Annotated in this window: 20 protein-coding genes; 10 read left to right on the top strand and 10 right to left on the bottom strand. The window is 64.1% G+C overall.

The window, feature by feature from the left end; translation table 11 throughout:
* Positions 1 to 133: 133 nt before the first annotated feature.
* The 4 genes from sigE (at position 134) to tatB (ending at position 3,292) form a co-directional block, all read left to right on the top strand.
* Entirely contained in the window at positions 134 to 766 is a 633-nt protein-coding gene (sigE, locus tag AB0I57_RS03590; RefSeq protein WP_358329927.1) for an RNA polymerase sigma factor SigE, read from the top strand.
* Positions 767 to 782: 16 nt separating this feature from the next.
* Positions 783 to 1,145 (top strand): zf-HC2 domain-containing protein, encoded by a 363-nt coding sequence (locus AB0I57_RS03595; RefSeq protein ID WP_358329930.1) that lies wholly within the window; start codon positions 783 to 785, stop codon positions 1,143 to 1,145.
* 169 nt (positions 1,146 to 1,314) lie between these two features.
* Complete coding sequence (locus AB0I57_RS03600; RefSeq protein ID WP_358333110.1) at positions 1,315 to 2,790, top strand: trypsin-like peptidase domain-containing protein; 1,476 nt, start codon at positions 1,315 to 1,317, stop codon at positions 2,788 to 2,790.
* A gap of 73 nt (positions 2,791 to 2,863) precedes the next feature.
* Positions 2,864 to 3,292 carry a Sec-independent protein translocase protein TatB gene (gene tatB, locus AB0I57_RS03605; protein WP_358329933.1) on the top strand — a complete coding sequence of 143 codons (429 nt, stop codon included), beginning with the start codon at positions 2,864 to 2,866 and terminating at the stop codon, positions 3,290 to 3,292.
* 51 nt (positions 3,293 to 3,343) lie between these two features.
* Here tatB and AB0I57_RS03610 read toward each other — a convergent pair whose 3' ends face one another.
* The 5 genes from AB0I57_RS03610 to AB0I57_RS03630 all read right to left on the bottom strand — a co-directional run bounded on the left by AB0I57_RS03610 (position 3,344) and on the right by AB0I57_RS03630 (position 8,612).
* Complete coding sequence (locus AB0I57_RS03610) at positions 3,344 to 4,480, bottom strand: Mrp/NBP35 family ATP-binding protein (protein ID WP_358329937.1); 1,137 nt, start codon at positions 4,478 to 4,480, stop codon at positions 3,344 to 3,346.
* 23 nt (positions 4,481 to 4,503) lie between these two features.
* Entirely contained in the window at positions 4,504 to 5,367 is an 864-nt protein-coding gene (locus AB0I57_RS03615; RefSeq protein ID WP_358329940.1) for a lytic murein transglycosylase, read from the bottom strand.
* Between the two features lie 198 nt (positions 5,368 to 5,565).
* The gene (locus AB0I57_RS03620; RefSeq protein ID WP_358329943.1) at positions 5,566 to 6,687 is read right to left on the bottom strand and encodes a lytic murein transglycosylase; all 1,122 of its coding nucleotides are present in this window, start codon (positions 6,685 to 6,687) and stop codon (positions 5,566 to 5,568) included.
* Positions 6,688 to 6,822: 135 nt separating this feature from the next.
* Positions 6,823 to 7,344 carry a DUF1003 domain-containing protein gene (locus AB0I57_RS03625; RefSeq protein ID WP_358329946.1) on the bottom strand — a complete coding sequence of 174 codons (522 nt, stop codon included), beginning with the start codon at positions 7,342 to 7,344 and terminating at the stop codon, positions 6,823 to 6,825.
* Positions 7,341 to 8,612 carry a CBS domain-containing protein gene (locus AB0I57_RS03630; RefSeq protein ID WP_358329949.1) on the bottom strand — a complete coding sequence of 424 codons (1,272 nt, stop codon included), beginning with the start codon at positions 8,610 to 8,612 and terminating at the stop codon, positions 7,341 to 7,343. Before AB0I57_RS03630 ends, AB0I57_RS03625 begins: the two co-directional genes overlap by 4 nt.
* Before the next feature lie 66 nt (positions 8,613 to 8,678).
* Between AB0I57_RS03630 and AB0I57_RS03635 the strand changes: the two genes are divergently transcribed.
* The gene (locus AB0I57_RS03635) at positions 8,679 to 9,641 is read left to right on the top strand and encodes a CoA ester lyase (protein WP_358329952.1); all 963 of its coding nucleotides are present in this window, start codon (positions 8,679 to 8,681) and stop codon (positions 9,639 to 9,641) included.
* A gap of 68 nt (positions 9,642 to 9,709) precedes the next feature.
* A complete protein-coding gene (locus AB0I57_RS03640) occupies positions 9,710 to 10,201 on the top strand; it encodes a general stress protein (RefSeq protein WP_358329955.1) in 492 nt (163 codons plus the stop codon).
* 9 nt (positions 10,202 to 10,210) lie between these two features.
* On the opposite strand, the gene AB0I57_RS03645 is transcribed toward AB0I57_RS03640, so the two are convergent.
* Positions 10,211 to 11,725, bottom strand: coding sequence for an MFS transporter (locus AB0I57_RS03645; protein WP_358329958.1), 1,515 nt, complete (start codon positions 11,723 to 11,725; stop codon positions 10,211 to 10,213).
* A 166-nt stretch (positions 11,726 to 11,891) separates the two neighbouring features.
* On the opposite strand from AB0I57_RS03645, the gene AB0I57_RS03650 reads away from it, so the two are divergent.
* From AB0I57_RS03650 to AB0I57_RS03665, 4 genes are all read left to right on the top strand, one after another.
* The gene (locus AB0I57_RS03650; protein WP_358329961.1) at positions 11,892 to 12,479 is read left to right on the top strand and encodes a suppressor of fused domain protein; all 588 of its coding nucleotides are present in this window, start codon (positions 11,892 to 11,894) and stop codon (positions 12,477 to 12,479) included.
* Between the two features lie 91 nt (positions 12,480 to 12,570).
* Entirely contained in the window at positions 12,571 to 13,425 is an 855-nt protein-coding gene (locus AB0I57_RS03655; protein ID WP_358329964.1) for a PHP domain-containing protein, read from the top strand.
* Positions 13,422 to 13,787 (top strand): hypothetical protein, encoded by a 366-nt coding sequence (locus tag AB0I57_RS03660; protein ID WP_358329966.1) that lies wholly within the window; start codon positions 13,422 to 13,424, stop codon positions 13,785 to 13,787. Before AB0I57_RS03655 ends, AB0I57_RS03660 begins: the two co-directional genes overlap by 4 nt.
* Positions 13,788 to 14,156: 369 nt before the next feature.
* Positions 14,157 to 15,350 carry an NADP-dependent malic enzyme gene (locus AB0I57_RS03665; protein WP_358329969.1) on the top strand — a complete coding sequence of 398 codons (1,194 nt, stop codon included), beginning with the start codon at positions 14,157 to 14,159 and terminating at the stop codon, positions 15,348 to 15,350.
* An 82-nt stretch (positions 15,351 to 15,432) separates the two neighbouring features.
* Here AB0I57_RS03665 and AB0I57_RS03670 read toward each other — a convergent pair whose 3' ends face one another.
* The 4 genes from AB0I57_RS03670 to AB0I57_RS03685 are packed head-to-tail and all read right to left on the bottom strand — an operon-like array spanning position 15,433 to position 18,969.
* Positions 15,433 to 16,137 (bottom strand): ABC transporter permease, encoded by a 705-nt coding sequence (locus AB0I57_RS03670; RefSeq protein WP_358329972.1) that lies wholly within the window; start codon positions 16,135 to 16,137, stop codon positions 15,433 to 15,435.
* The gene (locus AB0I57_RS03675; RefSeq protein ID WP_358329975.1) at positions 16,134 to 16,826 is read right to left on the bottom strand and encodes an ABC transporter permease; all 693 of its coding nucleotides are present in this window, start codon (positions 16,824 to 16,826) and stop codon (positions 16,134 to 16,136) included. Before AB0I57_RS03675 ends, AB0I57_RS03670 begins: the two co-directional genes overlap by 4 nt.
* A gap of 4 nt (positions 16,827 to 16,830) precedes the next feature.
* Positions 16,831 to 17,988, bottom strand: coding sequence for an ATP-binding cassette domain-containing protein (locus AB0I57_RS03680; protein ID WP_358329978.1), 1,158 nt, complete (start codon positions 17,986 to 17,988; stop codon positions 16,831 to 16,833).
* Between the two features lie 9 nt (positions 17,989 to 17,997).
* Entirely contained in the window at positions 17,998 to 18,969 is a 972-nt protein-coding gene (locus AB0I57_RS03685; protein ID WP_358333113.1) for an ABC transporter substrate-binding protein, read from the bottom strand.

Here is an 18,969-nt window from a genome sequence, read left to right on the forward strand (position 1 = left end):
CGCCTGGCGGGGAGACAGCGGTGACGGACACGGTTTTCCCTGACTCGGGGAACAAATCCGGGTTCCCGTGCGTTGACGGACACACAAAGTCCTGTGATTTGCGGTCCTGAGTAGAAGGATCCTTCTGATTCGTATGAACAACCACACGATGGTTTCAGCCGAGAACAACACCGATCAGCTCGTGTCGAACACCGAGCTGACGGGTACCGCGATATTCGATGCTACCGGCGAAGAGTCGGCGATGCCGTCGTGGGACGAACTTGTTCGCGAACACGGTGACCGTGTCTATCGGCTGGCCTATCGATTGTCCGGAGATGCTCAGGATGCCGAGGATCTCACCCAGGACACGTTCATCCGGGTCTTTCGCTCCCTGTCCGACTACCAACCGGGGACGTTCGAGGGCTGGTTGCATCGCATTACCACCAATCTGTTCCTCGACATGGTCCGACGGCGCAACCGCATTCGCATGGAAGCGTTGCCCGAGGACTACGATCGGGTTCCGTCCGACGGCCCGAATCCCGAGGAGATCTACCACGACGCCCGCCTCGACGCGGATCTGCAGGCAGCACTGGACTCGTTGGCCCCGGAGTTTCGCGCCGCAGTCGTACTGTGTGACATCGAAGGTCTGTCGTATGAGGAGATCGGTGCCACACTGGGTGTGAAACTAGGAACCGTACGCAGCCGGATCCACCGCGGCAGGCAGGCTCTGCGCGATCATCTGGCGGCGAACGGACGGGTTGACTCCGATCAGGTCGGGGTCGGGTAGCTATCAGGAGGGACGGATGACGCAGGGGCACGCATCTCGCAAGTTTGGCTCCACCGAGCACTTGGCGAGCGAGGCGATTGCCGCCTACGTCGATGGTGAACTCGGCATGGCCGCGTATCTTCGCGCATCCCATCACCTGTCGATCTGCCCAGAGTGTGCGTTCGAGGTGGATGCCCAGCAGCAGGCACGTCGTGCATTGCGCGGCGGCGGCGACGTCGCCATGCCCTCAGGCCTCCTGGGACTGCTGAGCCAAATTCCCGACTGCAACTCGGGTGATTCCGACGAGAGGTCCCCGTTCGGCGGCAACACTGTCGAAGCGCCGGTCACGAGCCAGTATTCGTTCACGAGCCGGCTCTGGTCTTTCCGTCGGCGTCGTTGAGCGCGATCCGGACGAGGGCGGCGGTATTCGCTCTCACCGACTCATCGGTGATACTGAGGCGTGTGACCGACGCACTCGAGGGGGACACGACAGCGTGACTGCGAATGACAAGACTTCGGGTCCCGGGACGGCTGATTCCGACACTCCTGCGGCAGAGACCTCAGGCGCTCTGCCTACGGACGGCGTTCCCCGGCTCGACCCTCGACCCGTATACCGGCCGCAGGTAGAGGAAACCTCGAGTCGTGTATTCGGCCGCCCGAGCGGAGTCACCGGTTCGTTCTCACCGCCGGATGAGCGACGTACGCAGGAACCTTCGGTCCTGATCGCGCCGCCCGATCCCGTGCTCGCCGAGGCATTCGGCCGCCCCGAGGGCGAAACCGACACGATTCAGCGTGATCCGCGCGGCGGCGGTGCCGCCCACTCCAATGGCGGCGGTGCCGCCCACTCCAATGGCGGAGAGCCGGCACCGCCGGCCGATCCCTGGCGTGACCCGGAAGCCGGCGTGGAACTCGGCTCTCCCGCACTGCATGCGGAGAAGCCGCGGCCTGCCGCTGCAGCCCTCAGTGCGCGTGAAGTTCTGTTCGGAGGAAAAGTCGCGCCGAAGGCACTCGTCGTGTTGGGCGCATTCGCATTGGCCATCGGTCTTGTCGGCGGGCTTCTCGCCGCGGTGATCACTGCCGATCGCAGTTCGCTCACCAGTCGGAGTGTCACCCTCGTTCAAGGCGGAGACGAGGACCTCGGGGAGTCCGCCGTCGCGCAGGTGGCAGATGCCGTTCTGCCGTCCGTGGTGTCCATCCAGGTGGCGATCGGTGATCAAGGGAGTACCGGTTCGGGTGTGGTCATCGACGGTGCCGGCTACATCGTCACGAACAATCACGTCATCTCGGCTGCGGCCAATGCGCCTGACGGTGGCAAGATTCAGGTGATTTTCTCCGACGGGACAAAGGTCGACGCACAAATCGTCGGCCGCGACCCCAAGACGGACCTGGCCGTACTCAAGGTTTCCGCCAACAACCTGACGGTTGCGCAACTCGGCAAATCCAGCGACGTGCAGGTCGGCGAGGATGTCGTTGCCGTCGGATCACCTCTAGGACTCAGTAAGACGGTCACCCGTGGCATCGTCAGTGCCCTGAACCGGCCGCTTCGCCTGTCCGGCGAGGGTTCCGACACGAACGCCGTGATCGACGCCGTTCAGACGGACGCCGCCATCAACCACGGCAACTCCGGCGGCGCGCTCGTCGACGATTCGGGGCGTGTGATCGGCATCAATACGGCCATGCTCAGCGAATCGGGAGGATCAGTTGGTCTCGGGTTCGCGATCCCCATCGACGATGTCACGACCGTCGCTCAGAGCCTGATCCGGGATGGGCGGATGCATCATCCGGAAATCGGGGTCAATGCTCGAACTGTGGTCAACGACACCACCAGCGGCGCTCAGGTGGCCAACGTGCACGCGGACAGCCCGGCCGCTCGGGCAGGCATCGTGGAGAACGACGTGATCGTCAAGGTCGGTGACCGCGTGGTCACCAGTGCCGACGAACTCATCGTCGCCGTCAACCTGCAGAAGATCGGTGAGCCCGTCACCGTTCAACTGATTCGAGAAGGCAGAACCGTCGACGTTGTCGTCACCCCGGTCTCGGACTGACAAAGCAATGTTGTGAGAGGCAAATCGCACATTCTCCTGGGCACAACCCCTCCCGGCAAAGTAGGCTGACCACGTGTTCGGCAATATTGGTTGGGGCGAGTTCATGGTCCTCTTCGTCGCAGCTCTCGTCATCTTGGGACCGGAGCGTCTTCCGGGTGCGGTCACTTGGGTGACGAAGTCACTGAGGCAGGTCCGCGAGTATGCGACTGGCGCAAGCCAGCAACTCAAGGACGAACTCGGCCCGGAATTCGACGATCTCCGCAAGCCGCTGGCAGACCTCAACCAGCTACGCGGAATGTCGCCACGCTCCGTGATCACGAAGCATCTTCTCGACGGAGACGATTCGATTCTGACCGGCAACTTCGACAAGCCGACGCCCGGCACGGCCGCGAATACCGCCGGAACCAAGGCCGTGAGCGCAAAATCTCCCAACCCCACCGCCCCGCAGAACAAGACGCTGACGCCAGGTGCGCGTCCCCCGATCGACCTAGACGCCACATAGGTCCGAGGCTGCGGGTGCCCCCGGTGACCCGCGGTGGCTCACGCCACGCGGTCAGAGGTGGCGGGTGGTGTCGATCCCCAATGACATTCCGGCCAGTCCGCGCTTACGCACGGCCAGTTTGTCCGCGACCTCGCGGAGTGCTGTAGCGGCAGGGGAATCCGGATGGCCGAGGACGATGGGAAGTCCGTCGTCGCCGCCCTCACGGACCGCCTTCTCCAGCGGGATCTGGCCGAGCAGTGGGACCTCGGCGCCGACTGCCCGGGTGAGGCGGTCGGCTACGTCCTGCCCGCCACCCGAACCGAAGACATCCATCCGGGTGCCGTCAGGCAGATCCATCCACGACATGTTCTCCACGACGCCGACGATGCGCTGACGGGTCTGAAGGGCGATGGCACCTGCGCGCTCGGCCACCTCGGCCGCTGCTTGCTGCGGGGTGGTGACGACGAGGATCTCGGCGCCGGGGATCAGTTGCGCGACAGAGATCGCGACATCGCCGGTGCCCGGCGGCAGGTCGAGCAGAAGGATGTCGAGGTCGCCCCAGAAGACATCGGCAAGGAACTGTTGCAGTGCTCGGTGCAGCATCGGTCCGCGCCAGACCACCGGCGTGTTGCCCTGCGTGAACTGCGCGATGGAAATCAACCTCACATCGTGTCCCACGGGAGGCATGATCATTCGCTCCACCTGAGTGGGCTTGGCGTCGGTGCCGAGCATGCGGGGAACGGAGTGGCCGTATATGTCGGCATCGAGCACGCCGACCGACAGTCCACGGGCGGCCAATGCGGCGGCGACGTTGACGGTGACGCTTGACTTGCCCACACCACCCTTGCCGGAAGCGACTGCGTATACGCGGGTCAACGAGCCCGGTTGCGCGAAGGGAATCACGGGTTCTGTCGAGTCGCCGCGCAGCGACTTCCGAAGCTCAGTGCGCTGTTCGTCGCTCATCACGTCGAGCTCGACGCGAATGGTGCCTGCGCCGGGAACATCCGCCACGGCCTTGGTGACGCGGTCGGTGATCTCGGTCCGCAGCGGACAGCCCGCGGTCGTCAGGTAAATAGCGATGTCGACGCTGTCGTCGTCGGCGATGTCGACGCTCTTGACCATCCCGAGTTCGGTGATCGGTTTCCGGATTTCGGGATCCTGAACGCGCGCGAGGGCGCTACGTACAGCGGATTCGCTCAGAACTGCCATACCTCAATGGTAGGGATGCGCACTCAATGGATCCTCGGCAGGTCCGAGGCTGTGGGGATGATCCCGCTTGCGTACCCGGTGGACCAGGCGAGCACGTTTGTTACATATGCCGACGAGTTGTTGTAGCGGTACACGGCCTTGGCTGCTTGACGCGGATCGCGAACGTCCAACCCGCCATCGCACAGGTAATTACCTGTGGTGACAGCGGAGTCGAACAGGTTCTGCGGATCCGCGACGCCGTCACCATTGCCGTCGGCAGCGTAGTGAGCCCACGTCGAGGGCAGGAATTGCGTCGGTCCGACCGCTCGGTCGTAGTTGGCATCGCCGTCGAGTGCGCCACCGTCGGTGTCGCTGATGACGCTGCTGCCGGCGATGGAACCGTCCAGGACCGGGCCCAGGACGGGAACGAGCATGTCGCCGTTTTCGTCGGTCTTGCCGTCGTACGCGTGTGTGGACTCGACGCGCCCGATTCCGGCGATGAGTGTCCAATACATGTTGCAGCCGGGTTGCTGGACCGCGAGCATGCGCTCGGCGTTCTGGTAGGCCGAGACGTTGACAGCCGGAATGCCGAGCGCACCCTGGGCGACGCTGGGCGGCAGTGGCGGAGTGGCCTGAACGGGCGCCGGAGCCATCGGAGTCGGCACATTCTCGGGCGCGGAAACGGATTCGGCGGTTGTGCCGCCGACAGTGCTTCGGGTGTCACCTTCTGAGAGGTGGGAGATGGCTTGTGGGGACCCGGACACGGGACTCTTGGTGATTGACGGGAACTCGGCTGCGGCGCCAGTCGCGGTGGCGGCGGTGACCAGCCCGATGGGGAGTAGACCGGCGAGTGAGATGACCGAATCACGACGGATCCGGGGATTTGGCTTCTTGCTGTGCCGACCCATTCGATTGCCTCCTACAACCCCCTCTCGGGGCGTGCCGTCTACCTGATCGGCCCGAGGCTACCTGAGTCGATATCTATTTGTTATTTAACTGTGATCAAAATTATCTTGCGCATGATGAGGGTGACGTGGTGGAGGTGGGTGGAAGCGGGGGCCGTTCCCACCGCGGCGGGACGGCCCGAAGTAGCTGGTTGCGAGGAACTACCGCGGTGGTGGGAGGGGGGCGGGGGCTTGCACGCCGAGTTCGGGATAGCCGGGCGCCAGTTCAGCCGGAGGGCAAAAGATCAGGCAGGGCAACTGCGGTAATCCGGGAATCCATGGCAGCCCGGGAACGGCGGGCGCACGAAAGGGCATCGCGGGGAGGGGCGGCTCGAGCGTGGGTGTCATAGTCGCGAGATCGCCGACGGGATCCGACTCCTCCACGACGGTGTCGGGGAGCTGACCGGGCGGCCTGGGGGTCGGGCCGGCGAGTTGACCCGGTGTGGGGATTTCGCCCCTTTGGTAGGCGTTCGACCAGGTGATGACATCCGAGACGTAGGCAGCCGAGTTGTTGTAGCGGAGCACCGCAGTCGCCACCTGTTGCGGATCGCGAAGGTCGAGTCCTCCCGAGCACAGGTACCGGCCCGCCGCCAGCGAAGAGTCGAACACGTTGTTGGGATCTGCCACGCCATCGGCATTGCCGTCCGCTGCGTACCTGGACCACGTGGACGGAATGAACTGCATGGGACCGACCGCGCGATCGTGCACGGAATCTCCATCCATCGCACCCCCGTCGGTGTCGCGGATCACCGCGTTTCCGGCCAGTCGTCCGTCGAGGACGGGCCCGAGGATCGGGGAGAGAGTGGTGCCGATCGAGTCGGTCCGGCCACCTCCCGCATGGCCGGATTCGATGCGGCCGATACCCGCGAGCAGATGCCAGGGCAACCCGCACCGTGGATTCTCCGCCATCATCACGAGTTCGGCGGCCCGGTACGCGTTCAGTTCGATCTCCGGTATGCCGAGTGCGCTCAGGATTATCGGCGCGGCGATGAGCCCTGAACCGAACGTGGCGGTTGGCGAAAGGGGGCTTGTCGCGGACGGTACGGGCGGTGGGGGAGCAGCGCGCTGTGAGCGAACGGACCGTGGTGTGGGCGGCAGCAACCTCGCAGGCGGGAGTTGTGCGGATTGTGGTTCCGATCCGGATTTGGCTGCGCCCTGCGTATCGATCTTCCCTACGACGGAGGACGCGAGCACGGTCGTGCCCAACTGAGAACTGTGGACCGGGACACTGCCGGACAACGAACCGAGAGTGGCGACAGCGCCCGCAGTGAGAAGAGACAGCATCAACGGTCCACGAATTCGCACTCGACAGCCCCCTGCGACGTATTTGTCTGCACACGTCATACTTTCGACAAGACGTGAGTGACGTTACCTATCCGTGATTGCTGCTGCCGGAGATTTGAGCGGACTGGTCGACGCTCATTGACGCCTGTTTCGGACATCGTCCTCGTCGGTGAGCAGGGTCCTGATCTCGTCGAGTTCACGCCGCAGATAGTCGCGTGTGGCTACCTCGCCGATCGCAATGCGAAGGGCTGCCAGTTCGCGCGCCAGGAACTCGGTGTCCGCTTTCGTCTGCTCGGCCCGTGAACGGTCTACCTCGAGGGCGACGCGGTCACGATTCTCCTGGCGGTTCTGGGCCAGCAGAATCAATGGAGCGGCGTAGGCGGCTTGGGTGGAGAAGGCCAGATTCAGAAGTATGAAGGGGTACGGGTCCCACTGGAGTCTGACGGCGAACAGATTGATGGCGATCCAAACGAAGACGACAATCGTCTGGATCATCAGGTAGCGACCTGTGCCGAGGAATCGCGCGAATTTCTCGCTGATCCGACCGACCGCCTCCACGTCGTAGGTGAGCCGGAAGCGGCGGGCTATCCGGGGTGTGTCGAGGCGCTGCCGCTCGGAAAGGCTGCGGGCCGCCGCGCTGGACGCCTTTTCGGTCATCGGTCGATCTCCTCTTCTCGCCAGTCCTCGGGGAGGAGATGGTCCAGGACGTCGTCGACGGTGACCGCGCCGATCAAGTGGCCTTCGTTGTCGACGACCGGACCGCACACGAGGTTGTAACTCGCGAAGTACCGCGTGACTCTGGCCAGCGAGTCGTCCGCTGCGAGGCAGGGCAGGCCCGTGTCCAGCAGGCCGCCGACGAGGCCTGCAGGCGGCTCCCGCAGAAGTTGTTGCAAGTGGACGCAACCGAGGTAGCGGCCCGTCGGCGTGGCCGTCGGTGGCCGGACGACGAAAACCATGCTCGCCAGCGCAGGGGTCACGTCGGGGTTCCGGGCTCGTGCCAGTGCCTCCGCGACGGTCATCGAGGCGGTCAGCACCAGCGGTTCGGGGGTCATCAGGCCACCAGCGGTGTCGGGCGAATGCTCGAGAAGCCTTCGGACCGGCTCGGAATCCTGCGGGTCCATCAACTGCAACAGCGACTCGGCCTCGGGTTCGGGTAGCTCGCCGAGGAGGTCGGCGGCATCGTCGGGATCCATGGCTTCGAGGACGTCGGCGGCCCGTTCCACCTCGAGGTGCATGAGCAGATGGGTTTGGTCGTCGGTTGGCAGTTCCTGGACCACGTCTGCGAGCCGTTCATCGTCGAGGGCGACTGCGAGTTCGTGCCTGCGCTTGTCAGGGAGTTCCCGCATTGCGTTGGCCACGTCAGCTGGGCGCATGCCTTCGTACTGCATCAGCAGGGCCGCGACGCCCTGCCCCGGCATCGACAGATCGGTCTGGGTGAGTCCCTGTACGTGCTGCCAGTCCACGATGTATATCTCGGCCCGCCTCCCGAGACGTCCCCGATGTTTGCGTACAGCCACTTTCGACACAACCCAGTCACGGCTTCTGGTGAGCTCGATACCGAGATCGACCACAACGGTGTCGACTCCGTGTAGTTCCCCCATGTCCGGGTCGTCAACCCGCACTCGGGAATCGAGTACCTGGGCGAGCGCGAGAACCTCGCTCGGGCGTTGAGTGAATCGGCGCAGGCTGACATTGCCCGTCGTAAGTGTGACCGAACCCGGTTCGATCGCAGTGACACGCAGCATGGGAACGAAGATGCGTTTGCGCGTGAACATTTCGATGACCAACCCGAGTACTCGGGGTTGCTGCCGGCCGATGCGGACGGTGATGACTACGTCCCGCACCCGGCCGATCGACTCGCCGTCTGGGCCGAGGACCACCAGGCCGGCGAGCCTGGCTGCAAATACCTTGTTCGCAGCTGCCATGATTGTCAGGCTAATTCCTCTGACAGAGATTCCGGCAATTGAACACCTGTGAAATTGGAGGATGGTATGTGTTCCGTGTCGAGGCCCCGGCGATCGGTTCTCGCTGTCCCGGGCAGCAGTCGCAAGATGATCGACAAGGCCAAGGGATTACCCGCGGACGAAGTCTTCCTCGACCTCGAGGACGCGGTGTCCCCTCTCGTCAAGAGGGAAGCCCGCGCCACGATCGCAGACGCCCTCGCCGAGGACGGGTGGGGGGACCAGATCAAAGTGGTGAGGGTCAACGACTGGACCACCGAGTGGACCTATGCCGATGTCGCCGAGGTCGTTGGGCGCGCCGGCGCGCATCTCGATGCGATCCTCCTGCCAAAAGTGCCGGATGCCAGCCATGTTCAGGCGTTGGACCTGTTGCTGACTCAAGTCGAGAAGGAAAACGGACTCGATGTCGGCAGGATCGGGATTGAGCCCCAGATCGAGAATGCGATCGGGCTCACCAACATCGACGCCATCGCGACGGCAAGCCCGCGAGTGCAGACGCTGGTGTTCGGTCCAGCCGATTTCATGGCAAGCATCAACATGCGAACCCTCGTCGTCGGCGAGCAGCCGGACGGTTACGACCGTGGTGATGCTTATCACCACATCTTGATGACGATCCTCTTGGCCGCCCGGGCGCACGGAGTGCAGGCCATCGACGGCCCCTACCTCCAGATCCGTGACATCGAGGGATTCCGTCGTTCTGCCCAGCGCACGGCAGCACTGGGCTTCGACGGAAAATGGGTGTTGCATCCCACTCAGATCGAGGCCGCCAACGAGGTGTTCAGCCCCCGTCAGGATGATTACGACCGGGCTGAGCTGATTCTGGACGCGTACGAGTTCCACACTTCCGCGGCCGGTGGTAAGCGCGGCGCGGTGATGCTCGGTAACGAGATGATCGATGAGGCGAGCAGGAAGATGGCCCTCGTGATCTCCGCCAAGGGACGAGCTGCGGGAATGAAGCGCACGACGGATTTCGTACGGCCTGACGAGGGCTAGCTGGGACAGGCAGAATGGTTAATACAGGATCGATTCTGGACAGAATCACACGAGGAGATCAGGCGACAATGACGAATCCACTCGGACAGTCCACTGGGGCGCGGCGTGGGGCTCTGCCGGAACCCCCCACGGGCTGGCCCATCGGTTCGTACCCCACCTACGCGGAGGCGCAGCGCGCCGTCGACTACCTCTCCGATCAAGAGTTCTCTGTAGAGGACGTCACCATCGTGGGTGTGAACCTCATGCAGGTCGAGCGCGTGCTCGGGCGTCTGTCATGGGCGAAAGTTATTGGTGGGGGAATTGTTTCGGGTGCTTGGCTCGGCGTTTTCTTCGGTCTGTTGTTGGGCATCGTTACGGGAGGGTTCCTTGCGCCACTGGTAGTGGGCATTATCGGCGGCATCATCTTCGGGCTGATCTCGACGTCGATCCCATACGCGGCGACTCGGGGGACCCGGGACTTCGCATCCACGATGCAACTGGTTGCCGGGCGTTACGACGTGTTGTGCAAGCCGAAGTCGGCGGAGATCGCCAGGGACATGCTGGCCAGACTGGCCCTCTGATCTGCTCAGCTAAGACGCGCTTCGGTGCTCGCTCGCGGGGGTCGTGTTCGCGGAGCCCAGGCCACCGACGGTGCCCCATTCGGCGGCGAGGGCGGTCGCGTGAACCTCGTCCTCCTCTTCGTGTGGCGGGGTGCGGATCAGGCGGGTGGTGCCGACCAGTGGGAGCAGACCGGCGAGCGCGGCAGCCGCTGCGCCGACGACGAACGCGATCACATACGCAGTTTCCGAAGGGATGGCGGTTCCGGCCAGGGTGATACCGGCGAGCAGGCTTGCCAGCAGGGCGCTGGCGAAGGAACTGCCGACGGACCGGGCGATGGAGTTGATGCTGTTCGCGACGCCGGTTTCGTTCTGGTGAACTTCCGCGACCAATAGCGACGGAAGCGCCGCATAGGCAAGGCTGATGAAGGTGTTGACCAGCAGGAGCGCGGCGATCACTTCCAGGGTCTGGTCATGCGCGAGGATGAACAGTGTGAAGCCGACAACACCGACCACGCTCGAGGCGGTGAGGACCGCACGGGGACCGAAGCGCTGGATCAGCTTTCCGCTGAGGATCGCGACGATGACACCGGTGATCGCACCCGGGAGCAGGTACACGGCGGAGGCCTCCAGCACAGTGGCCCCGAATCCGTATCCTGCGACCTCACGCGGGGTCTGAACGAAATACGAACTGCCCAAGAACATCACGAACATGGACATGCCCACGAATAGTGCGGCCAGGTGGGTGACGAGTACCGATGGGCTGGTGAGTAGTCGGGGTGCGACAAGCGGATCGGCAGTCCTGCGTTCGTAGAGGAACCAGACGATGAGAACCACGATTCCCGCGAGGCCACTGCCGACCGTGACGGGCGAGAGCCAGCCCCAGTTTCCTCCTTCGGAGATCGGAAGCAGAACGAGGATGAGGCCGACCCCGAGGCCCACCGCGCCGATCCAGTCGATCGGCCCCGCGCCACTGCGTGGACGCCGGGGGATCGAGAACCAGGCGAGGACGAGTCCGACCGCACTGATGGCAGAGGCCAGCCAGAAGACTCGGTGGAAGTCGGCTCCGTCGGAGACCAGCACGCCCGTGAGGATGATGCCGAAGCACCCACCGAAGCCGAGAGTGCCGGAGAGGATCCCCATTGCCCCGGTCAGCTTCGCCGGCGGGAGTTCGTCCCGCAGGACGGCGATTCCGATGGGGAAAAGTGCGAACGACGCGCCTTGGAGCACACGGGCGAAGATCAGCACACCGATCGAAGTCGCGACAGCGCCGATGACCGAGCCCAGCAGAACGACCGCGAGCACACCGAGCAGGACCGGACGCTTGCCGCGCAGATCTGCGAGCCGACCCAGGACGGGTGTCGCAGTGGCGGCTGCGAGGAGGTTGGCGGTAAGGAGCCATCCCACGCCAGTCGGGCTGACGCCCAGTTGCGCTCCTATGGTTCCGACGATCGGCACCACCAGTGTCTGGAGAACGGCGACGATCATCACGACGAAGCACATGACCGGTAGAAGCCCCCTGGTTGCCGGTTTCGATCCGATGGCCACTGGGTCCTCCCGCAGTCCGAACTTGCACTAGGGCAATACGGTACTGCGGCAACTGACGAGACCGCGGTCACGGTGAGATCGGAGCCGGTTGTCGCGATCGTGCTGCCATGCAGCCTGCCCGAGAGGCCGTCCGGCGGGGGATCGAGTTCGGTGGTTTGATGGCCGGGTGACTGACAGTGTTGTTGCCTCGGTTCGCGCACACCTGATCGAGCAGATCGGAGTGCCGGATCCAGCGGAGGCTTCGGTGACGTTCCTGGGCGTCGAACCTCTCAGCGTGCTCCGGTTCGCCGCAGACGGCGAGGGTCTGGTGAGGTACGCGACAGTGGGTTGTTCCAGGCACCCGATGGGCGACCCGGGCGAGTTGATGGCCGACCCCGTGCGCGGACCGCGCGCCGAGCTCGTCCTCGCGCTGCGCGGCGGCACAGGGGTGGCTTCGGGTGTCGCGCGCACGTTGGCGGTTCTGGCGGCCGCGCCCTCGGTGGAGGGCGTCGTTCTGGTGGGGGACGCGCTGCTCGACTTGGGAGAGCCCCTGTGGAAGGACGCACCGTTCACGGCGGTGTTGCTCGAGGAGTCGACTATTGCAGATCTGCCGCTACCGGAACCGGCCGAGGCCGTACGGTTTCTGACGGTGGTGCCGCTGACCGGAAATGAAGCGGCGTGGGTGCGATTGCGCGGCGCTGATGCTCTGCGTGAGGCGTGGGCGGAGGCGGGCATCGACGTCCGCGATCCGAATCGTGCATCCGCTTCACTCTGATATATGCAAGAGCGGGCGACTGATAGATGCGGCAATCGGCGACACACCCGAGTTCGAAGACCGTTCGCCCGACAGCTGAGAGACTGGACTGGTGCTCATCGATCTTCATTCTCACTCGACGGCCTCGGACGGAACGGATCGTCCGGAGGCCTTGGTGCGCGCCGCGAAGGCGGCAGGCTTGGACGTCGTGGCGTTGACCGATCACGACACCACCTCAGGTTGGGCAGAGGCGGTCGCCGCGTTACCTGCCGGGCTCACGCTGGTCCGGGGCATGGAAATGTCGTGCGAAGGTCGTGGAGAGGACGGACGTCCTGTCGCAGTACATCTGCTTGCCTACCTGTTCGACCCGGCTCACCCGGCGTTCGCGAGGGAGCGAGAACGGTTGCTCGACGAACGGGTAGTCAGAGTCCGAGCAATGGCAGAACGGATGAAGGAAGACGGACTCCCGATCGACGCCGACGAGGTCCTCGCTGAGGCGGGAGTCGCCGCGGGTCGCCCGCACCTGGCCAGGGCCCTGATGCGGGCGGGGGTCGTCGACAGCGTCGGTGAGGCGTTCGTCGACCTGCTTGCGCCCGGTGGCAGGTACTTCGTGGATAAGTCGGACACACCGCTCGACGAGGCGGTACAACTTGTGGCGGAGGCGGGGGGAGTGAGTGTCCTCGCGCACGGGCGCGCGCGCATGAGGGGGCGGTTGCTTGCACTCGAACACATCCGTGATCTGGCGTCGGCAGGTCTGCACGGGCTCGAGGTGCACCACCCGGACCACTCGGCGGCCGACACGCGGCTACTGCAGGACCTTGCGGGGGAACTCGACCTCGTCGTCACCGGTTCTTCCGACTATCACGGGGCGAACAAGAATACAAGGTTGGGCGAATTCTCTACGAACGCAGACGAATTTGACAGATTGGTGTCCAAATCATCTGGAGTGCCGGTGATTTCGTCATGAGTGTATACGCAAGAGATGGATACGACAGGTTCGACTCCTATGGTCGGCCTGCTCCTGGCGATGTGCCGCCCAGAGAGCCACGAAGCCCGCTGCCCCTCCGGGCAATCCGTGCGCTCAGCGGTGCCGTCGCTGCCGGACTCGTGCTTCTGCTGCTCGTCGTGATCGTTTCCGCCTACCTAGGTGGCGGCAAGGGGGTGCCTGGACCGGGAACGGTCTCCATCACAGCGCACACCGCGGCTGCTCTGGTCGCGATAGCGGCTCAGTGGATCGCGGATCGTCGCGAAGGAATGGTGGCTGCGACCGCGTCTGCGGTCGTAATCGCGGCGGCGGCTCTTCTGCTGTTCACACAATGGTGGGGTTGATGCCGATTCGGTCAAAAGGCGACAGCGAATGGCGCAGTGATCACGGAACCCGTACTCGCCGGGCAGTGGGAGCGTGGAGCTACGACTCCCGACGGGATGACAATTTGATTGCGTGTCGATAGTCGTGCCAAACTTGCCATACTCCGCCGTCGGCGCCACCGCCCTTCGGGGGAGATCACGGCAGTCTTGCCAGGGCTCACCCGCCCGGTGCCATGACGCTTTGGAAGTTCTGCGGCCATCGTGATAGCGCATCCTGGAGCGTCATCTCAGTAGTCGTTCGTGGAGTAGTCAAGTGGTCAGAGTTGATCCGCATGGTTACTTCTCAGTAACCCGGCCCCGAGTGAGCCTAGACTTTGTAGGAGTGCCATTGTGTCCACCGTGTCTGAACCCACAACACCGCAGAAGGTCGAGCTGAACGACGAGGAAATCTTCGCCGGCCACATCGGGGGAAAGCTCTCGGTGCAGACCACGGCAGCCCTCGATTCTCAGCGTGCCCTGTCCATCGCATACACGCCCGGCGTCGCACAGGTCAGCCGCGCCATCGCAGCCGATGAGACGCTGGCCAATCGCTACACCTGGACCAATCGCCTCGTCGTCGTCGTATCGGACGGCTCCGCGGTACTCGGCCTCGGTGACATCGGAGCCCGGGCGTCACTTCCCGTGATGGAGGGCAAATCCGCGCTGTTCAAGAAGTTTGCGGACCTGAACTCCATCCCGTTGGTGCTGGATACGAAGGACACTGACGAGATCGTCGAGACTCTCATCCGATTGCGTCCGAGCTTCGGCGCCGTCAATCTCGAGGACATCTCGGCGCCCCGCTGCTTCGAGATCGAAGAGCGCGTGATCGAAGCGCTCGATTGTCCGGTCATGCATGACGATCAACACGGCACCGCGATCGTCGTCCTTGCCGCACTCAAGGGTGCCACCAAGGTCCAGGACCGCCCCCTGCACGAGCTTCGGGTGGTCATCTCCGGTGCCGGTGCCGCAGGTGTCGCCTGCGCGAACATTCTGCTGGCCGCCGGCATCAACGACGTGACGGTTCTCGACTCGAAGGGCATCGTTTCCGAAGATCGCGAGGACCTCACCGAGGTCAAGTCCGACTTGGCAGCCCGAACCAACCCCACAGGTCGCCGCGGTGGCATCGTCGAGGCCCTCGATGGTGCAGACGTGTTCCTGGGTGTGTCTGCGGGCACTGTGCCCGAAGAGATCATCGCCACAATGGCGGAGAACTCGATCGTGTTCGCGTTGTCGAACCCGGATCCAGAGATTCACCCCGACATCGCACGCAAGCATGCGGCAATCGTGGCTACGGGACGCAGTGACTTCCCGAACCAGATCAACAACGTACTCGCCTTCCCCGGTGTGTTCCGTGGTGCGCTCGACGCCGGCGCCCGCCGTATCACCGAAGGCATGAAGCTTGCCGCTGCCGAGGCAATCCTTTCGGTGGTCGGCGACGAGCTGGGTGTAGACAAGATCGTTCCCAGCCCGCTCGATCCTCGGGTCGCCCCCGCTGTTGCGGAGGCGGTCGCCGGTGCCGCTCACGCAGAAGGCGTCACCAGCTAGCGAGAATCCGTCGAACACCCCGGACTGGAGCCCGCACCCAAGGCTCCGGTATCGGGGTGTTCGTCGTTGTGCGGTCTCTTCGTCAGGATGCCCTCGCGACAATCTGTTCGGCGCTCGGGTTGCGCCTCAGTCGGCCCGTGCCGGGAACGGACATCCATACCGCGAGCGCGAGCAGACCGTCCACGACGAGCGCGAGAATCGTCACCAGAAGCGCGCCAACCACCACCCGGTCGTACTGGCGCAAGGCAAGCCCATCGAAGATGTAGCGGCCCAAGCCGCCGAGATTGACGTACGCGGCCACGGATGCGGTTGCGATGATCTGCAAGGTGGCGTTGCGGAGTCCGCCGAGCATGAGCGGCAGCGCGTTCGGCGCCTCGACACGGGTGAGGACTTGCCATTCGGTCAGGCCCATCGCCCGCGCGGCGTCTACAACCTTCCACTCGACGTTCGCAATACCCGCGTAGGTTCCTGCCAGCACAGGTGGAATCCCGAGGATCACCAGGGCCAGGATCGGGGGGATCAGACCGAGCCCGAGCACAAGCACCAGCAGCGTCAGCAGGCCGAGCGTCGGCAGGGAGCGGAGTGCGTTGACGAGACCAACGACGACCACGTCGCCTTTGCGTAGGTGCCCGATGATCAGACCGAGCGGTACCGCTACCGCCACCGCCAGGACCACCGCCAGAAAGCTGTACCAAAGGTGTTCGAGGATTCGAGCGCCGATTCCCGTGCTGCCGTGCCAGTTGGCCGCGTCGGTGATATAGACCCACGCGTCGGCGAAGATGTTCATGAAGCCCCCTCGGACGCCGGTGCGCTGGAGGGCCATTGTTCTGCAGACGGGCGGCGAAATTGCCGGGTCCACGGTGTCAGTAATCGGCCGACGAGGTACAGCAGCACGTCGAATGTCAGGGCGAGTACGGCGATGGCGATGATCCCGGCCAAAATCTGGTCGGGGTAGTCACGGTGGTAGCCCTGGGTGAACAGGGTGCCGAGGCCCCCGATTCCGATTACCGAACCCACCGATACCAGCGAGATGTTGGTCACAGCCACCACCCTCACGGTGGCGACGAGAACGGGTATTGCGAGGGGGAGGTCGACGGTGAGGACCCGCCCGAGGCGGGTGAATCCCATCGCGGTTGCAGAGTCGACGACATCAGCGGGGACCGAGTCGAGGGCCTCGGGCACGGCACGGATGAGCAGGGCGGTGGAGTAGATCGTCAGCGCGATCACCACGTTGAGCGGGTCGAGGATCTGCAAGCCGACAATCGAGGGAATCGTCACGAACAGCGCCAACGATGGAATCGTGAACGCAATGCCCGCGGCGATCAGTGTGATCTTGCGCAGCCACGGCACGCCCTTGACGACGCTCCCTACCGGGACGGCGATCATCAGTCCGATCAGAAGGGGGACCAGTGCGAGATACAGATGGGTCTTCGTCAGATCGACGACGACGGAGAAGTTGTCGAGCAGCCACCTCATCGGACTACGGCCTGTCCGTGCTCGTCGCCTCGCAAGAGAGGTGGAGCTCACTCCTCATGCGATCCTCCGCCGCCCGTTGCTCGGCCAGTTTCGCGATCACCTCGGCGCCGAGTATGCCGCCCGCCACCGTGCCGTCGGCGTCTACAGCCACCCCGATCCCCGCGGGAGAGGAGATGGCCGCGTCCAGCGCCTGTCGTAGATCGGCGCCGGGAGTGAAGAGAGACCCTCCTGCCGCAGTGCATTCGGAGATCGGGCGACCAGCACGCGCCCTCTCCACGCCAATGCCGTCGATCCAGCCCGTGGGAACTCCGGTATCGGTGACGACCAGGGCCCAGTCACCGTGCTCGAGGGTCAGCTCGGGTACTTCCTTTTCGGTCGCGGTCCGAATCGTGTGCAGCGGAACCTGATCGGCGGTCCGGAACGAGAGGCCACGGTAGCCGCGATCTCGTCCCACGAACGACGCGACGAAATCGTTGGCGGGCACGGACAGGACCGTGTCCGGGGTGTCGTACTGCTGCAGCCGTCCACCCGGGCCGAAAACTGCCACCCTGTCGCCAAGTTTGATGGCTTCGTCGATGTCGTGGGTGACGAACACGATGGTCTTCCGCATTTCGGCCTGCAGGCGTTGCATCTCCGCCTGCAGGTCCTCTCGGACAAGGGGATCGACGGCACTGAACGGCTCGTCCATCAGCAGGATCGGCGGATCGGCGGCCAGCGCCCGAGCGACTCCTACGCGCTGTTGCTGCCCACCGGAGAGTTGCCCGGGATAGCGTGACGCCAGCGCCGGATCGAGGCCCACCCGTTCCAGTACAGCCAACGCGGCCTTGCGGGCGCTGCGCCGTGAATCACCCTTCAGCACAGGCACGGTGGCGACGTTGTCCACGACTGTGCGGTGTGGCAACAGTCCGGCGCCCTGGATGACGTAACCGATGCCGAGGCGAAGCTTCACGGCGTCGACATCGGCGATGTCGCGCCCGCCAACCGTGATCGTTCCCTTGGTAGGCGTGATCATCCGGTTGATCATCCGCATCGATGTGGTCTTACCGCAGCCGGACGGCCCGACGAAGACCGTGAAGGACTCGGCTTCGATCTCGAGATCGAGGTTGTCGACTGCCGTCGTGCCATCCGGATACCGTTTGGTGACACCCGAGAAAGTGATCACGGCGAGTCCTTACGAGACCGGCTGGTCGAGCCCCTGGTCGGTGACCCATTGCTCCGCCGCCGCCGCCGGTTCGGTCTTCGCGTCACCGGAGACGGCATCGTTAAGCGACAGAAGGGCTTCGGTGGTCAGTTTCGCCGACACAGCATCGAGCACCTCGGTCAGTTCGTCGGAGACCTTCGCGGTACGCACCACTGGGACTACGTTCTGCGCGGCGAAGTTGTCAAGCGGGTCCGTGAGCACCACGAAGTCGTTCTTCTCGATAGCTGGAGACGTGGTGAAGATGTTGGCAGCGGTGATCTGCCCTGAAGCAAGGGCTGCGACCGTGGCGGGACCACCGTTGTCGGCGATCGGAACGAAATTGTCGGCCGATATGTCGAGCCCGTACTTCGACTTCAATCCCGGCAGGCCACCGATGCGCTCGGCGAACTCCGCGGGCGCACCGAACTTGACCTCGCTCGAGTGCTCCGCAAGGTCGGCAATCGAAGTCAGGTTCCAACGTTGCGCCGTTTCCCTCGTGACGACGACGGCGTCCTTGTTTTCGGCCGGAGCCGGCGTGATGATCATGAGTTCCGGTCCCAGTGCGGCAGGAAGTGCTGCGTCGACGTCGGTGGCACTGGTCGCCGTCGACTCGGGATCGACATATTGCAGGAGGTTTCCCGTGTAGTCGGGAATGACGTCGATGGACCCATCCTTCAGCGCCGGAATATATGCCTCCCGGGTGCCGATGTTGAACTTGGTGGTCACGTCGAACCCGTTTGCGCGGAGCGCGTCGGTGTAGATGTTCGCGACCGTCACCGATTCGGGGAAGTTTGCAGACCCGACGATGATCGAATTCGGGTTGTCGCCGGACCCTTCGCCGCCCCCGGAGAGTGGATTGGATCCTCCACCGCAGGCCGCGAGCGACACTATCGCGACCGTTGCGAGAGCGGTACCGCCCACGACGCGGCGGGTGAAATATGACGGGATTCGTGAGGTGCGCAC

Origin of the sequence: Rhodococcus sp. NPDC049939 (assembly GCF_040656415.1) — a bacterium.
Taxonomy (GTDB): domain Bacteria; phylum Actinomycetota; class Actinomycetes; order Mycobacteriales; family Mycobacteriaceae; genus Rhodococcus_F.

Bases quoted from the DNA above. Each gene is read 5' to 3' on its own strand.
- AB0I57_RS03675 (WP_358329975.1), bottom strand. From the start codon at position 16,826: ATGAGGTGGCTGCTCGACAACTTCTCCGTCGTCGTCGATCTGACGAAG.
- AB0I57_RS03615 (WP_358329940.1), bottom strand. From the start codon at position 5,367: ATGGGTCGGCACAGCAAGAAGCCAAATCCCCGGATCCGTCGTGATTCG.
- AB0I57_RS03635 (WP_358329952.1), top strand. From the start codon at position 8,679: ATGTGTTCCGTGTCGAGGCCCCGGCGATCGGTTCTCGCTGTCCCGGGC.
- AB0I57_RS03670 (WP_358329972.1), bottom strand. From the start codon at position 16,137: ATGAACATCTTCGCCGACGCGTGGGTCTATATCACCGACGCGGCCAAC.
- AB0I57_RS03620 (WP_358329943.1), bottom strand. From the start codon at position 6,687: ATGCTGTCTCTTCTCACTGCGGGCGCTGTCGCCACTCTCGGTTCGTTG.
- AB0I57_RS03595 (WP_358329930.1), top strand. From the start codon at position 783: ATGACGCAGGGGCACGCATCTCGCAAGTTTGGCTCCACCGAGCACTTG.
- AB0I57_RS03610 (WP_358329937.1), bottom strand. From the start codon at position 4,480: ATGGCAGTTCTGAGCGAATCCGCTGTACGTAGCGCCCTCGCGCGCGTT.
- AB0I57_RS03625 (WP_358329946.1), bottom strand. From the start codon at position 7,344: ATGACCGAAAAGGCGTCCAGCGCGGCGGCCCGCAGCCTTTCCGAGCGG.
- AB0I57_RS03660 (WP_358329966.1), top strand. From the start codon at position 13,422: ATGAGTGTATACGCAAGAGATGGATACGACAGGTTCGACTCCTATGGT.
- sigE (WP_358329927.1), top strand. From the start codon at position 134: ATGAACAACCACACGATGGTTTCAGCCGAGAACAACACCGATCAGCTC.
- AB0I57_RS03630 (WP_358329949.1), bottom strand. From the start codon at position 8,612: ATGGCAGCTGCGAACAAGGTATTTGCAGCCAGGCTCGCCGGCCTGGTG.
- AB0I57_RS03640 (WP_358329955.1), top strand. From the start codon at position 9,710: ATGACGAATCCACTCGGACAGTCCACTGGGGCGCGGCGTGGGGCTCTG.